This is a genomic window from Comamonas sp. (assembly GCF_036666375.1).
Lineage (GTDB): Bacteria > Pseudomonadota > Gammaproteobacteria > Burkholderiales > Burkholderiaceae_C > Comamonas.
The window spans coordinates 1-15069 of sequence record NZ_JAVWWA010000120.1; the positions used below are offsets into that span (position 1 = coordinate 1).

Consider the following 15069-nt stretch of genomic DNA (forward strand, 5'->3'; position numbering starts at 1 on the left):
ACGGCGCCGCCCAGGCACAGCACCATCCAGGTCATGCCTATGCGCCTGGCCTTGGGAATGGTCCTGAGCGACTCGGCGGCCATGAAGCGCACCAGGATGTGCGGCTGGCCGAAGTAGCCCAGTCCCCAGGCGAGCAGCGAGACGATGGCGATGGCGTCGAGCGAAGCCACCATGTCGAGCGCCTGCGGCCGTGCCGCAGCGATCGCCGCGTGGCTTGCGGCCAGGCCGCCATCGGCATGGATCACCATCAGCGGCGCGAGGATCAGCGCGGTGATCATCAGCGAGGCCTGGATGGTGTCGGTCCAGCTCACGGCCAGGAAGCCGCCGACGAACACATAGGCCATGGTCGCGAACGCGCCCACCCACAGCGCGATCTGGTAGTCCATGCCGAACATGCTTTCGAACAGGCGCGCACTCGCGACCACGCCCGAAGCGCAGTAGATCGTGAAGAACACCAGGATCACGAGGGCCGTGACGATGCGCAGCAGATGGCTGGCGTCTTCGAAGCGGTTGGTGAAGTAGTCGGGCAGGGTCAGCGCATTGCCGACTTTCTCGGTGTAGACGCGCAGCCGCGCCGCGACAAAGCGCCAGTTGAGCCAAGCGCCCAGGCTCAGGCCGATGGCGATCCAGGACGCCGACAGGCCGGAAACGAACACCGCGCCGGGCAGGCCCATGAGCAGCCAGCCGCTCATGTCGGAGGCTCCGGCCGACAGCGCCGTGACCACGCTGCCCAGGCTGCGCCCGCCAAGGATGTAATCCGACAGATTGGCCGTGGCCCGGTAGCCTAACCAGCCTACGCACAGCATGGCCAGCAGATAGACCGCAAAGGTGACGGTGGTGGGCAGATTCGCGTTCATGGCGTCTCCTTGGTGGGAAGAGGGCGGTATTGGATTGTGGGGATTGCCCATCCGGCCCTCATGGCAGTGAATGCCGCGTGCCCATGCCCGCGCGCGTGCAAGCCGCGGGTTCAGTGCGATTGCTGATTGCTATCAGCTATCGACTCGATTTGACAATTGAAATGAATTTGATTTTTGGATCGTTTGATAATGAAGCCAGTGTGTGCAATTGAATCTTTGATTTCCGGGCGTACTGCGTGCGTTCAGCGGGCGTTACACCCTTTTTCATAGGCGGACCAGCGAGTCCATCTGCTGGGTCCTTGATCTTCCTTGCGGAGGTAGAACGCCATGGATTCGAAAACGACAACGCAGTCCCGCATGCCCGCAGCCCTGCTGCCCGACTTGCCCCAGGACCCGGGCCCGGCCCTGCCGGAATCCGACGTGCTGGTTCCGCGGCCCGCGGACGAATCCCCACCGGCCGCGCGCTCGCGCTGGTATTTGCCGGTCCGTGCCAAATTCACTGTGGCGCTGCTGCTGGGCATTGGCTGGGGCGTCTTCGCCCACACCATAGCCCAGCCCTGGATAGCGGATTTCTCGCGCATTGTCGGCACCGTGCCGGCCTATCTTGCGATCTACGGCATTGCGGTGATTCCGGGCTTCATCAATGCGTTTCTGATTGTGAGCCTGCTGCTTGATCGTCGACCGCAGGTGCGACCCCATATCGCGCCGCAGGATCTGCCGGCGATCACCATCCTGGTGGCCGCGTACAACGAGGAGCAGAATATTCTCGCCACGCTGGAAAGCATAGACCGCCAGCACTACCCCGGAGCATTCCGCGTCATCGCCATCAATGACGGCTCGACGGACGGCACGCTGGCCAAGCTGCAGTCGGTTTCCTATCCCTGGCTGCAGGTGCTGCATCTCGAGAAGAATGTCGGCAAGGCCAATGCCCTCAATGCCGCGCTCAAACTGGTGGACACGCCGCTCACGTTGACCGTGGATGGCGACAGCTATCTGTTCAAGAACGCGCTGCTGCATCTGGTGCAGCGGTATGTGAGCGATCCGCCGAACACGCGCGCCGTGGCCGGCGCGGTGCTGGTGCGCAATTCGCGCGCCAACCTGGTGACCAAGGTGCAGGAATGGGATTATTTCCACGGCATCGCGGCCATCAAGCGCCTGCAGAGCATGTACCAGGGCACGCTGGTCGCGCAGGGCGCGTTCTCGGCCTATGACACCGCAGTGCTCAAGGGCATGGGCGGCTGGCCGCATACGGTGGGCGAAGACATCGTCGTGACCTGGGGCATTCTGCGCCAGGGCTGGCGCGTGGGTTTCGCCGAGAACGCCTGCCTGTTCACCAATGCACCCGACACCTGGCGCCAGTTCATCCGCCAGCGCCAGCGCTGGTCGCGCGGCTTGATCGAAGCCTTCAAGCTGCACTGGCCCATGCTGTTCCAGTGGCGCATGAGCCTGCTGTTCATCTGGTGGAATCTGCTGTTTCCCTATCTGGACCTGGTCTACACCGTGTTCTTCATTCCCGGCCTGGTGCTGGCGCTGTTCGGCATCTACTGGATCGCCGGGCCGATGACGCTGCTGGTGCTGCCTGCGGCCATGCTGCTCAACTATGTGATCTTCCATATCCAGACGCGGATGTTTGCCGAGCAGGGCCTCGAAGTGCGCAGCAATCCCGTGGGCTTCGTCGTCTACTCCCTGCTGTACAGCATCATCCTGCAGCCGGCCTGTGTCTGGGGCTATGTGAGCGAGGTTTTCAGCCGCACCAAGAACTGGGGGACCAAATGAACAAGCGCATCGCAAGGAAGTCCGCGCACTGGCGCACGGCGCTGTGGCTGGGCGGGCTCGCGGGCCTGCTGCCGGCGATGGCGGGAGCCCAGGGCATCGCCGCCCCGCTGCCGGCGGTCTCGGCAGGTGTCGATGCCAGCGACGATTCAGACGGTTTCAGCGAATTCAAGCCCTGGACCCAGTACGAGGGGGCTTCGGGCTGGGGCCTGAAAGCGGGCTGGCAGGACTACCGCATGCAGGGCTGGTCGGCCACGGGTCGCAGCCTGTTGGTCACGCACCGCAAGCAGACGTCGCAATACCAATGGCAGGCTCAGCTTGGCGCCAACCGCACGGCCGGCCACTCGCTGACCGTGGGCATGCTCGATGCGATGTATTACGTCAGCGCTGCGACCGCAATGGGAGTCAGCCTGGAGCGCGATGTCGTCAATTCGCGCCGCGGTCTGGAGAGCGGGTTGCACTACGACGCGGCGATGCTGGTGCTCGACCACCAGTTCCATCCGCGCCTGTCGCTGGGCGTGGCCGCGGGCGCGAGCTGGTTCTCGAACGACAACCGGCGCGACCTGCTGCGCACGCGCTGGACTTTCACGCTCGACGAGGAGCGTGGCTGGTATGCCTATGCGAAGACGCGCCACTACCGCAACAGCAACCCCTATCGGCCCGAATACTTCTCGCCCGAGCGCTTCAACGAAGCCTCGCTGGGTCTGCTGTGGCGCACGGCCTTGAACGACAGCGTGGTGCTCAGCGCCAATGTCGACGGCGGGCACCAGTCCATAGACGGCCGCGGCCATTCGGCCTGGAGTGCAGGGCTTTTCCTGTCGTCACCGCGGCGCGCTGCGCTGCAGTGGAAAGTCGGCTTCGAGACCAGCCAGGACCATGCTTCTGCCTTGCGTGCGTCCGAAGACGGCTACCGCTACACCAGCTTTGTGGCGCAGGTGCGGATTCCGTTCTAGTCTCCTACTGGCCGTCCTCCGTCCACGGCTGGCCCAGGCTGCCCGGCGTCAGCGGCAGCAGCGGCGTGCTTTCCTCTATCGTTTCCGTCGGCATGGGCAGGCCCGTCGCGGGAACGACAGTGATGCGTTCGGCGGCGGTATCGGGCGCCGGTACCGGCTCGACGGGCGCGGGTGCCGGCTCGGCGCGCTTGCGCGGCGATGCCTCGGGCTGCGGCTGGGCCGCAGGCCACCAGCTGTCCCAGCGCGTGCGCAGCGCCGCGCCCAGATCGCTCCACCAGTGGCTTTGCTCGGGCGCGGTGAACTTGGCTCGGGCGTCGATGGCGCGCGCGCGCAAGGCGCGCGCGGTCAGGTCGCCGACCATGGGCAGCGCGCTGCGCGCGCCCTGGCCCCAGTGGTCGTTGCGCAGGCTGATGCGGCCGTCGTTGAATCCGGCCCAGGCGCCGACCACCAGCTCGGGATGCATCAGGATGAACCAGCCGTCGGCATTGCCCTGCGTGGTGCCGGTCTTGCCCGCGACATCGGCGCGTATGCCGTACTGCTGGCGAATGGCGCGCGCCGTGCCCTTGTCGACCACGCCGCGCAGCATGTCGACCAGCGTGTAGCTAAGGTTGCCGTCCAGCGCCTGTTCGGGCGCCGTGGGTACGAATTCGGCCAGCACTTCGCCGTCGCGGTTCTCGATGCGCGTGACCCACATCGGCTCGCGGTAGCTGCCGCCATTGGCCAGCGTGCCGTAGGCGCTGACCATTTCCTTGAGCGTCACCGGGCTGCTGCCCAGCGCCAGCGCGGGCACGGGCTCGAGCGGGCTCTGGCGCACGCCCAGCGCGCGCGCGAGCTGCACGACCTTGTTCACGCCGACTTCCTGCATCAGCGCGGCGGTGATGGTGTTCTTGGAATAGGCCAGCGCGTCGGCCAGCGTCATCTCCTTGCCGCTGGGCGGGCCGGCATCGCTGGGGCGCCAGACTTCGCCGCCGGCAAGGTGGATTTCGACGGCCTGGTCGGGCCGCTTGTCATCGGCGTGCAGGCCCTGCTGCAGCGCGGCGCCGTAGACGAAGGGCTTGAATGTCGAGCCTGGCTGGCGGCGTGCCTGCTGCACATGGTCGAAACCGTCGACTGCGAAGTCGCGGCTGCCGACCCAGGCGCGCACCGCTCCGGTCGTGGGATCCATGGCCAGCAGGCCGGCCTCGGGCCGCGTCTTCTGCATGCGCAGCCGGCGCATGAAGGCCTTGTCCTTGAGCAGCGCCTGCAGGGCCGGCTCGGGTTCGAGTTCCGACTTGCGGAATTCGTCGGACTCGCGCACCAGCGTCTGCACCAGGGGGTTGTCGGCATTCCAGCCGCCGCGCTGGTTCCAGCCCGCATCGGCTATGCCTTGGAGCGTGCGGCCCTGGCGCGCCACGGCCTGGTTGGCCCAGGCCTGGAGCTGCGCATCGAGCGTGGTGTGCACCACCAGCCCGTCGGTGTAGATGTTGTAGTCGTTCTTGTCGGCCCACGAAATGAGCCATTTGCGCAGCTGCTGCGCGAAGTGGGGCGCGGGGCCCGTGGGCTCTTCCTGGCGCTCGAAGTCGATGCGCAGCGGGCGTTTCTTCAGCTGGGCGAAGGTCGCGGCGTCGAGCTCCTCGCGCTTGACCATCTGCGCCAGCACGGTGTTGCGCCGTGCGACCGAGCGCTCGGGATTGAGCACCGGGTTGTAATAGCTCGTGCCCTTGAGCATGCCGACCAGTGTCGCCGATTCGAGCACGCTCAGCTGCTTGGCCGATTTGTCGAAATAGGTGCGCGCCGCCATCTCTATGCCATAGGCGTTGTAGAGGAAAGGCACAGTGTTCAGATAGGTCTCGAGGATTTCGTCCTTGGTGTACAGCGCCTCGATCTTGAACGCCGTGATCGCTTCCTTGAGCTTGCGCGTGAGCGTGGGCGCGCGGCCGATTTCTGCCGGGTAGAGGTTGCGCGCGAGCTGCTGGGTGATGGTCGAGCCGCCCTGGCGGTCGCCACCCAGCGTGTAGACCAGCGACGACGCCGTGCGCCGCCAGTCGAGCCCATGGTGTGCGTAGAAGCGGTGGTCTTCGGTCGCGATCAGCGCCTTGACCACGGCCGGGGAAATCTGATCGAGCGCGACCCAGTCGCGGTTGCTGCGCTTGAAGACCGCGATTTCCTTGCCGTCCTGGCTCAGGATCTGCGCCGGCTGCTCCAGCCTGGCCTTGCGGATGTCGCTGATGCCGGGCGTGAACGGAATCAATATCAGCACATACAGCAGGCCCAGCAAGGGCAGGGCGGCCAGGCCCCAGGCCAGTTGTCTGCGCGTGGGCCGGCGCAGCGCAGCCAGGCGTTCGCGGCTGGGCCAGTGCGGCCAGGCCTGCACCTGTTGCCAGGCGGCCGCCGCGCGGGCGGGCAGCTTCAAGTCATTCACGGAAAAACGCACAGTGCTGAGCAGGCCAGGCTGCTGGGAATACAAAGCGCGCAGTGTGGCTGAAAAAAGGCGAAGCTGCTTCAGGCGCGCGGCCGCACCTCTGGCGGCGCCGTTTTGGCCTTGTCGCGCGTGGCGTTATGCCGGGGCCAGCCAGTCCGCGAGTTCTTCGGCGTGGTGCTGTTCCTGCTCCAGGATGGCTTCGATCAGTCGGCGTGTGGTCGGGTCCTTGTCGCCGATCAGCGTGATCATCTGGCTGTAGGCCTCGATGGCCACGCGTTCGGCGATCAGGTTGGCGCGGATCATGGCCTGCAGTTCGCGCGCCGCGCTGTAGCTCGCATGGCTGCGCTGGCTCAGCGTGTCGGGGTTGAAGTCGGGTTCGCCGCCAAGCTGCACGATGCGCCGCGCAAGCCAGTCGGCATGCCGGGCCTCGTCGTTCGCATGCACCAGGAATTCGCTGGCAATCGCGGGCGAGGCCAGGCCCACGGCGGTGAAATGGTGGCGCTTGTAGCGCAGCACGCAGACCCATTCGGTGGCCAGCGCGTCATTGAGCAGGCCGATGATCTCTTCGCGCCAGGGGCCGAAATGCGGGGTGACGGCGCCGGCCTGCAGATCGCTCTTGGCGACCTCGATCGCGGCCTGGTCCAATGCCAGGCGCTCGCGCGTTGCCGAAGCGGCGGCTTGCCGCGACTGGTAGGCACCGCGAGGCGCCGAGCTGGACTGTTTCATGTCGGGTCTCCATTCCTGCCGGCAAGGCTTTGCATACAGATTAAAAGCGGGCGCAGAGGCCGTCTGTGGGAAAACTGCGCATCGCCAACCCTGAAAAAACCGCGATTGAGCCGCGCGGCCGCGCGCACGCCGGAAAGACCCGACGCCAGCGCGCTGGCCGGGCGCTGCGCGATACTCGAATCCCTGGGGCAAATGTCTTGCCCGCTGTCGGCGCGCCGGCATGGCCCGAGGAGAGTGCGTGAAATCTGCGAGTGACAGTTGGTTCGACGAGGCGTATTACGAACGCTACTATTTCGACAAGAAAACCAGCGTGGTCGACCCCCAGCACATGGAGCGGCTGGGCAGCTTCGTCTGCAGCTACCTCAAATACCTGCGCGTGCCCGTGCGGCGCGTGCTCGATGTCGGCTGCGGCATAGGCCTGTGGCGCGACATCATCGCGCGGCATTTCCCGCAGGCCACGTTCCACGGCGTCGAATACAGCGCCTATCTGTGCGAGCGCTTTGGCTGGGAGCGCGGCTCGGTGGTCGACTATCGTGCCGAGCAGCCGTTCGACTTCGTCATCTGCCAGGGCGTTCTGCCCTATCTGAGCGCTGCCGACCTCAAGCGCGCGCTGCACAACTTCGCCGCCCTGAGCCAGGGCGCGCTGTATATCGAAGCGGTGTCGCATGAAGATTGGGAGCGCGACATCCTTGACGAGACGCTGACCGACCCGCGGCTGTTCCGCCATCGCGCGGAACTGTACCGGCGCGGCCTGTCGCAGGGCTTCACCGAGCTGGGCGGCGGCATCTGGCTGCAGCGCGACGCCGAAGTGCCGCTGTTCGAACTCGAGTGCGCGGCGCGCTGATGGCCCCGGACGTCACGCCCCACGCGGTCTCGCGTCTGCGCAGCGCGCGCCTGGCACGCAGCGTCAAGCCGTTCCTGGCGCGCGGGGGACCGCGCGGCGAGCGCTGTGCAGGCTGCCGGCTGCGTCCCAGCCATTGCCTGTGTGCACTGCGCCCGACCCAGGCCACGCAGGCGGGCGTGTGCCTGCTGATGGCCGATATCGAACCGCTCAAGCCCAGCAACACCGGCTGGCTGGTGGCCGATGTGGTGCAGGACACGTTTGCGTTTGGCTGGGCGCGCACCGAAGTCGACCCGGCGCTGCTGGCGCTGCTGGCCGATCCGCAGTGGCAGCCCTATGTGGTGTTTCCCGGTGAGTATGTGGCGCCAGAGCGCGTGGTGCATGCCGTGGTGCCCGCAGCCGATGCAGGCAAGCGCCCGCTGTTCGTGCTGCTCGACGCGACCTGGCCCGAAGCGCGCAAGATGTTCCGCAAGAGCCCTTATCTGGAGCGCTTCCCGGTGCTGAGCCTGCTGGCCGAGCAGGTGTCGCGCTACCAGTTGCGGCGCTCGACGCGCTCCGATCATTTCTGCACCGCCGAAGTCGCGGCGCTGTGCCTTGAGCTGGGCGGCGACACGCGTGCCGCGCAGACGCTCGAAGCCTATTTCGACATGTTCACCCACCATTACCTGCAGGCCAAGCACCAGCTTGCGCCCGACCTCGACAGCGCGGCGCACCGGGCTTTGCGCGCGCTGAACGGGACTGCGGTCGCGCCCTGAGCGCGGCGCGCTTTCACCCTGCCATGCGCTCGGGCCGGGGCTTGCGGCACAATCACGCCCCTTGGGGTCGTTGTGCGCTGCGCTGACTCCCGCCACTTTTTATTCCCCGCCCCATGACCCAAGAACGCTCCTCCACACCCGCCAACACGCCCGAGCCCATGTGCAGTTCCTGCGAAGGAATACAGCAAAACTGGCGCCGTGCCAAAGGCCATGTCGAACTGGCACAGCATGGCAACCGCAAGGAAGAGCGCGCTTCGGGCCAGGTGACCGTCACGCGTTACCAGTGCGACCGCTGCGGCACGATCTGGGACTATGAGAACGACAAGCAGAACCTGCACGCGGGCTGGTCGGTAGTCAAGCGCTGAACGTCCAGCATGGGCCGCAGGCCCATGCTGCTTGGGTGCCCGCAGGCACCCGTGCCCGCACGGCGGCAACCGCAGGCCCCGCGTTGCATCATTTTTCATTCGATACATCTCCACGGTTTTGCGCGATGGCTGCCGGCCCCGTTCGGTGCTTTCCATTGGCCCGTGAGCCCTGCGGGTTCCTACTATTTCTTACATGCGTTGTAGGCTTTTTTCCCTTGCCCGGCATTTGGCTTGCTCTTAAATTTGCTAGCAAGGTTCTGAGGCAGAACCGTGGTTAGAATGAAAAAACGCTGATCTTTCAGCCGGCCAGGTACCCTCTGGGTTATCCATCGGCTGCAACGCTGTGCCACCGCTTGAACGGGCCGCAGCATTTGCAGGGCCTGCGCACGCTGCGCGGATTTCTACCGCTGTCTCCTCCTGTGCCGTTGTTTTCTGCACTGGCTGCCTCGGCCAGCGCTGGTCGGGCGTGCCTGAGTGCCGTCCGGCGGCTTGCATGCTCTTTCCCAAATGAATGATTCGGGCCAGGCCCGGATGGATGAAAGGTAATTCCGGTTTGGCTTTGCAAGACTTCAAACTGCGCTACAACCCCGCGCTCGACGGCTTGCGTGGCGTGGCGATCGTGCTGGTGCTGCTATCCCATGCACATGTGCCGATGTTCGAGGGCGCGTTCCTGGGCGTCGATCTTTTCTTTGTCCTCAGCGGATTCCTGATCACCTCCTTGCTGCTGCAGGAGTTCCAGAGCAACGAGCGCCTCGATTACTGGCGTTTCTACCGGCGCCGCTTCTTCCGGCTGATGCCTGCGCTGCTGCTGTTTCTTGCCGCCTATTGCCTGATCGCGCCGCTGCTGTGGCCGGATCTCGACGACATCCACCAGGACGCGCTGGTGTCCGCGCTGTACCTTGCCGATTACGGCATCGCCTTCTTCGACAGCCCCGAGACGCTGCTGCACATGTGGTCGCTGTCCGTCGAGGAGCATTTCTATCTGATCTGGCCGCCGCTGCTGGTGCTGTTGCTGCGCAAGACCCAGGCCGGAAAGCTCTGGCGGCCCATCCTGCTGCTGTGGGTGCTCAGCACGCTGTGGCGCCTGTTCTGGGTGGGCCAGGGCCAGCATTTCTACGAAATCTTCTTCCGCTTCGACACGCGCGCTTCGGGCCTGCTCGCCGGCAGCCTGCTGGCGGCGCTGGTGATTGAAAAGCCGTCATGGATACAGGCGCTGCAAAAGCGCATGCCGCATGTCATGTGGCTGCCGCTGGCGATTCCCCTGCTGATGCGCCTTGAATGGGACAACCAGGCAGTGATGGTCTGGGGCCTCACGGTTGTCGAATGCGCGGCGCTGGTGCTGCTGGTCGCGGTGCAGCAGCAGCGCGGCCTGGTCTACGAGATGTTCCAGGCGCCGTTGCTGGTGCACCTGGGCCGGCTGTCGTACGGCGTCTACCTCTGGCACTATCCGGTGGTGCGCTATCTGCGCGCCGAATACTCCTGGCCCGTGGTGGTGGTTGCCGGCCTGGCGATCTCGGTGGCGCTGTCGGCGCTGTCGTTCTACACGATAGAGCGCTGGGCCTTGCGCTGGCGTGACCGCCCCAAGCGGGTTGCCGATCAACGCCCCGGCGTCGCGGCAACCGCGGGCTGAAGGCTCAGAACCCTGCGCCCGGCTGCGCGAGATACTCCTTCTCGGCCGCAGTGCTGGGGCGGCCCAGGATAGGGTTGCGGTGCGGAAAGCGGCCGAAGCGCGTGATCACTTCCTGGTGCTTGAGCGCGTAGTCCAGCGTTGCGGCGAAGAAGCCGCGCAGTTCGGGGGCGGCGAGTTCATGCAGCTTGCCGAACGCCGCCACGCTCTGCGCCTGCAGCGGCCCGTCCTCGGCATGTTCCAGCGGCAGGTAGCAGAAGATGCGCGCCATGCTGGGAATGTCCGGCGCCATGTCGTGGCCGGCAAGAATGCCGTCGAGGGCCAGCTGCAGCGCCTGGGCGTCGCCCGCAAAGCTCTTGGGCGTGCCGCGAAACAGGTTGCGCGTGAACTGGTCGAGCAGCAGGATCAGCGCCAGCCGTCCGCGCGCGGTCTCGGCCCAGCCATCGAGCGCGCCCGAGAGCGCCTCTTCGACCAGAGGGCCAAATCTCCGGCCGATCTCGGCATCGGTGTCCGCCGACTTGGTGAACCACAGCGACTGGCGCGCATGCGCATCGGCATCGGTGGGCGCTGCGGCGCCAAGCCAGTAGGTCAGGACTTCGGCAATGCGCGGGTCGTTGCCCGCGCGCAGGGCGGTGGAAGAAACGTCAGACATGGGCGGTTATCCGTAAGCAACAGGGTCTTCCATTGTGACGGCCCGCGCCAGCCGGTCGGCGTAGGTCATGCTCCAAAACAAAGATGGCGCCCGTTGCCGGGCGCCATCGCAAACCGCCTGCGGGCGGCGATCAGAACGAGTGGGTGACGCCCAGGCTCACGCCGCTGGAGCGCGCCTTGTTGCCTGCGCCCTGGTAGTTGCCCTTCCACTTGGTGGTGTCCATTTCGAGGAAGAGCTTGGTGCGGCGCGACAGGCTGTAGTCGAGGAAGCCGATCAGGCGCGTGAAGCCGTCGTCGTTCAGGCCGGTGCGCTCGCGGTCCACCTTGTAGTAGCCGCCATTGAGGCTCCATTGGCTGTTGAACGCGTAGTTGGCGCCCAGCGACAGCACCTTGTTGGTGGTTTGCGTGGTGCCGGTCGTATCGCCCTGGTTGCGGCCGTAGTTGAGCATCAGGCGCAGGTTGCCGGTGGACCAGGCGCCACCGATGCTGGCAGCGTCGAGTTCCAGGCCGTTGGCGTCGTGGAACTGCGTGTAGGCGCTGGTGACCACGATGCCGCCCACCGTGTAGTTCAGGCCCAGGCCCTTGGAGTCCTGGCGCGTGCTGGACACGGCGGACTCACCAAAGCTGTACATCGCGCGAGCCGTCAGACCGCCAAAGGTGCCCGAATACTTGACCGAGTTGTTGACGCGGTTGGAAGCGGCGTTGGTATTGGTCGCGCCGTATTCGATGCCCAGACGGTGGCCCGTGAGGCTGGTGACCTGGATGTTGGGGTTCAGGCCCGCGAAGCGCATGCCTATGGGGTCCGTAGGGATGACGGCGTCCGCGACCAGCGTGTTCTGGCGACCCGCGGTCACCGCACCCCAGTTGCCGGCCAGGCCCAGCACGGCGGCGCGATCGAAGAAGCCTGCGGCCGAGCCGGAGCTGCCGGCGTCCACGCCCAGCGTGGATTCGAGGTTGAACGTGGCTTTGAGGCCGTCGCCCAGGTCTTCCTGGCCGCGCAGACCCCAGCGGCTCGTGGGGCCGACACCGCTGTTGACGACGCTGGTGCGGTTGGGCGCGCCGGCATAGCCTGCAGTCAGGCCGCTTTGCGTGCGCACGGCGGCATCCAGAATGCCGTAGACCGTGAGGTTGCTCTGGCTTTGCGCCAGGACCGGCATCGATGCGCTGAGGGTCAACAGCGCGAGTGCTGAAATTTTGTGCATGTCGTGTCTCCTTGATGTAATTTTGGGTAACAGCAGGGTTGGAGTTTGTCGGCGTTTTCTATTTGGAGATAGATGAAATTGGCATAGCTGATATGCCGCTTACAGCTGCCGGACCATGGAATTCGATGCTGAATCCGCATGTGACAAAGGCAAGAGACCTCCAGATGCCCTGCATATTTCAGAGGTGGAATATCTTTCCATCCCCAAAAGCAAGGGTTTTCACTTGTGGGAATTTTTCCAATTCTGTTCACACAAGCCCAATAATGCTGGGCAAACGCTATGCGCTTTCGTTATACCTTCGGCGGCGCTTTCAGCCTTGTCCATTGCGCCCCGATGCGCGTTGCGGACAGCGGGCTTGTTCAACGATTCACGGACAGACAGCTATGAAATTCAAGCAGTTGCTCGGCGCCCTGGTGGCCACCGCGCTCTTTACGCCCATGGCCTTCGCGCAGAGTTTCCCGACCAAGGCGGTGCGCATCATCGTGCCGTTCGGCGCGGGCGGCGTGGCCGACGTGACCGCGCGCGTCGTGGCGCAGAAGATGGCGGAATCGCTGGGCCAGGCCGTGGTGATCGAGAACAAGCCGGGCGCGGGCGGCATCGTCGCCGGCGACACCGTCGCCAAGGCCGAGCCCGATGGCCATACCTTGCTGCTGATGTCCAACGGCACGGCCGTGAGCGAAGGCCTGTTCAAGTCGCTGCCGTTCAAGACGCTGCAGGATTTCGCCCCGGTCTCCACGCTGGGCTACTTCGATCTGGCCGTGGTCACTGCGGCCAACTCGCGCTTCAAGACCTTTGGCGAGCTGCTGGCCTTTGCCAAGGCCAACCCCGGCAAACTGAATCTGGGCTCGATCAATGTCGGCAGCACCCAGCATCTGACCGCGGAAATGTTCAAGTCGGCGGCTGGTGTCGATGTGCAGATCGTTCCTTTCAACGGCACGCCCGCCGTGGTCACCGCGCTGCGCGGCGGCCAGATCGACGCGGCCGTGGAAATCGTCGCGCCGGTGCTCACGCAGATCCAGTCCAAGGCGCTGCGCGCGCTGGCCGTGACCAGCGACAAGCGCGCGGCCGTGCTGCCCGACGTGCCGACCACCAAGGAAGCCGGCCTGCCCGGCTATGTGGCGCGCAGCTGGAACGGCCTGGCCGCGCCGGCGAAGACGCCCGCGCCGGTCATTGCCAAGCTCAATCAGGTGATCGTCGCCGCGTTGAACTCGCCCGATGTGAAGAAAAAGCTCCACGACCTGAATGTGGAAGCCCAGCCCAGCACGCCCCAGGAGGCTTCGGCGCTGCTCGCCTCGGAAGTCAAGCGCTGGGGTGAAGTGATCAAAGCCGCCAAGATCGCGCCGCAATAAACGCCGTCCTCGCAGCCCGCAGATCCGCCTGGCCCTCTTTGGGGCCTGGCGGATTTTTTGTTACTACGGCGCGCGGGGAACTTTGCGCGGGTTTCGAGCACGAAAAATCATCCACAGTCGCCTGTTCCGCGCAGCGGGGGCGCTATCCTTGCCGGTTTTCGTCGCTTCTCTCACGGGTTTGTTCGCCATGCTTCGCCGCCGTTTCCTGCTCAGTTCCCTGGTCTCCGCCACACTGCTGTCCACCGCTTGTTCGGGCAAGTCCATGCCGCGCAATGTGATCGTTTCCGCGGAGAAGCTCCAGCAGGCCGTGGCCCAGCGCTTTCCCCGGCCTTATCCCGTCGCGGGACTGCTGCAGTTGCAGTTGCAGGCGCCGCAGCTGCAGCTGCTGCCCCAGCAGGACCTGATCAAGGCGCAGTTCACGGCCCATCTTTCGGGCCCGGTGCTCAAGCAGGGCTACGACGGCCGCATGGAGGCCGATTTCGGCCTGCGTTATGAGCCCGCCGATCGCACGGTGCGCGCCCAGCGCGTCAAGGTCCACAGCCTTGCGCTCGACGGCCTGCCGCCCGCGCTGGCCGAGATGCTCAACACCTACGGCAACTCCATTGCCGAGCAGGCGCTGGGCGACATGGTGCTTTACCAGATGCAGGAAAAGGACACGGCGCTGATGGATTCGCTCGACCTGCAGCCCGGCGTGATGCGCGTCACGCCCCAGGGCCTGGAGATTGCGCTGGACCGCAAGACGCCGGCGCGCTGAGGCGCGTACCATGCACCTGGGCCTGCGCCAGGCGCAGTCCCAGGGGACTGCCCTGCCGGCAGTCGTTTGTTCATTGCAACCCAGCCCCTATGCCCATGACCGATCTGTCCGCGTTTCCCATCACCCGCAAATGGCCGCCGCAGCACCCCGAACGCCTGCAGCTGTACTCGCTGCCCACGCCCAATGGCGTCAAGGTGTCGATCATGCTCGAGGAGACCGGTCTGGCCTATGAGCCGCATACCGTGCGTTTCGACAGCCAGGACCAGATGTCGCCTGAATTCCTGTCGCTGAATCCGAACAACAAGATTCCGGCCATCCTCGACCCCAACGGTCCGGACGGCAAGCCGCTGGCGCTGTTCGAGTCGGGCGCCATCCTGGTCTATCTTGCCGAGAAGACCGGGCAGTTCATTCCCCGCGATGCGGGCGCGCGCTACGAGACGCTGCAGTGGCTGATGTTCCAGATGGGCGGCGTGGGCCCGATGTTCGGCCAGCTCGGCTTCTTCCACCGCTTCGCGGGCAAGGAATACGAAGACAAGCGTCCACGCGACCGCTATGTCGCCGAGGCCCAGCGCCTGCTGCAGGTGCTGGACCAGCGGCTCGAAGGCCGCGACTGGATCATGGGCCGCGACTACACCATTGCCGACATCGCCATCCTGCCCTGGGTGCGCAACCTGGTGGGCTTCTACGAGGCCGCGGACATCGTCGGCTGGGAACGCTACGGCCAGCTGCGCCGCGTGCTGGAAAAATGGCTGGAGCGCCCCGCCGTCCAGCGCGGGCTGGAAATTCCGGCGCGCGGCTAGCGGGGCGCGCCTAGC

14 protein-coding genes are annotated in these 15069 nt (G+C 65.4%); 9 read left to right on the top strand and 5 right to left on the bottom strand.

The window, feature by feature from the left end:
• Window positions 1–857 (bottom strand): sodium:solute symporter family transporter (locus RR928_RS21330; RefSeq protein WP_332684165.1); only part of this gene is annotated, 857 nt, incomplete at its 3' end.
• Between the two features lie 327 nt (window positions 858–1184).
• Here RR928_RS21330 and RR928_RS21335 point away from each other — a divergent pair.
• Both RR928_RS21335 and RR928_RS21340 read left to right on the top strand, forming a co-directional pair.
• Window positions 1185–2633 (top strand): glycosyltransferase, encoded by a 1449-nt coding sequence (locus RR928_RS21335; RefSeq protein ID WP_332538217.1) that lies wholly within the window; start codon window positions 1185–1187, stop codon window positions 2631–2633.
• A complete protein-coding gene (locus RR928_RS21340) occupies window positions 2630–3583 on the top strand; it encodes a hypothetical protein (protein WP_332684167.1) in 954 nt (317 codons plus the stop codon). The genes RR928_RS21335 and RR928_RS21340 overlap by 4 nt, the downstream gene beginning before the upstream one ends.
• A 4-nt stretch (window positions 3584–3587) precedes the next feature.
• Here the strand turns inward: RR928_RS21340 and RR928_RS21345 are convergent, their stop codons facing one another.
• Complete coding sequence (locus tag RR928_RS21345; RefSeq protein ID WP_332538220.1) at window positions 3588–5996, bottom strand: penicillin-binding protein 1A; 2409 nt, start codon at window positions 5994–5996, stop codon at window positions 3588–3590.
• Between the two features lie 123 nt (window positions 5997–6119).
• Window positions 6120–6710 carry a ferritin-like domain-containing protein gene (locus tag RR928_RS21350; protein WP_332538221.1) on the bottom strand — a complete coding sequence of 197 codons (591 nt, stop codon included), beginning with the start codon at window positions 6708–6710 and terminating at the stop codon, window positions 6120–6122.
• 238 nt (window positions 6711–6948) lie between these two features.
• On the opposite strand from RR928_RS21350, the gene RR928_RS21355 reads away from it, so the two are divergent.
• The 4 genes from RR928_RS21355 to RR928_RS21370 all read left to right on the top strand — a co-directional run bounded on the left by RR928_RS21355 (window position 6949) and on the right by RR928_RS21370 (window position 10301).
• Window positions 6949–7554: a class I SAM-dependent methyltransferase gene (locus RR928_RS21355; protein ID WP_332538222.1), complete on the top strand. Its 606-nt coding sequence runs from the start codon at window positions 6949–6951 to the stop codon at window positions 7552–7554.
• Entirely contained in the window at window positions 7554–8306 is a 753-nt protein-coding gene (locus RR928_RS21360) for a tRNA-uridine aminocarboxypropyltransferase (RefSeq protein ID WP_332538223.1), read from the top strand. Before RR928_RS21355 ends, RR928_RS21360 begins: the two co-directional genes overlap by 1 nt.
• Before the next feature lie 113 nt (window positions 8307–8419).
• Complete coding sequence (locus RR928_RS21365; RefSeq protein WP_332538224.1) at window positions 8420–8671, top strand: hypothetical protein; 252 nt, start codon at window positions 8420–8422, stop codon at window positions 8669–8671.
• Between the two features lie 553 nt (window positions 8672–9224).
• Complete coding sequence (locus RR928_RS21370; protein ID WP_332538225.1) at window positions 9225–10301, top strand: acyltransferase family protein; 1077 nt, start codon at window positions 9225–9227, stop codon at window positions 10299–10301.
• Between the two features lie 4 nt (window positions 10302–10305).
• Here the strand turns inward: RR928_RS21370 and RR928_RS21375 are convergent, their stop codons facing one another.
• Window positions 10306–10950 carry a DUF924 family protein gene (locus RR928_RS21375; protein ID WP_332538227.1) on the bottom strand — a complete coding sequence of 215 codons (645 nt, stop codon included), beginning with the start codon at window positions 10948–10950 and terminating at the stop codon, window positions 10306–10308.
• A 130-nt stretch (window positions 10951–11080) separates the two neighbouring features.
• On the bottom strand, window positions 11081–12151 hold the full coding sequence (locus RR928_RS21380) for a porin (protein ID WP_332538228.1): 1071 nt from the start codon (window positions 12149–12151) through the stop codon (window positions 11081–11083).
• A 383-nt stretch (window positions 12152–12534) separates the two neighbouring features.
• Here RR928_RS21380 and RR928_RS21385 point away from each other — a divergent pair, with 383 nt between their 5' ends.
• From RR928_RS21385 to RR928_RS21395, 3 genes are all read left to right on the top strand, one after another.
• Window positions 12535–13500, top strand: coding sequence for a Bug family tripartite tricarboxylate transporter substrate binding protein (locus tag RR928_RS21385; protein WP_442881509.1), 966 nt, complete (start codon window positions 12535–12537; stop codon window positions 13498–13500).
• Between the two features lie 187 nt (window positions 13501–13687).
• Window positions 13688–14254: a DUF1439 domain-containing protein gene (locus tag RR928_RS21390; protein WP_332538230.1), complete on the top strand. Its 567-nt coding sequence runs from the start codon at window positions 13688–13690 to the stop codon at window positions 14252–14254.
• A 95-nt stretch (window positions 14255–14349) separates the two neighbouring features.
• On the top strand, window positions 14350–15054 hold the full coding sequence (locus tag RR928_RS21395; protein ID WP_332548727.1) for a glutathione S-transferase N-terminal domain-containing protein: 705 nt from the start codon (window positions 14350–14352) through the stop codon (window positions 15052–15054).
• Window positions 15055–15069 lie beyond the last annotated feature (15 nt).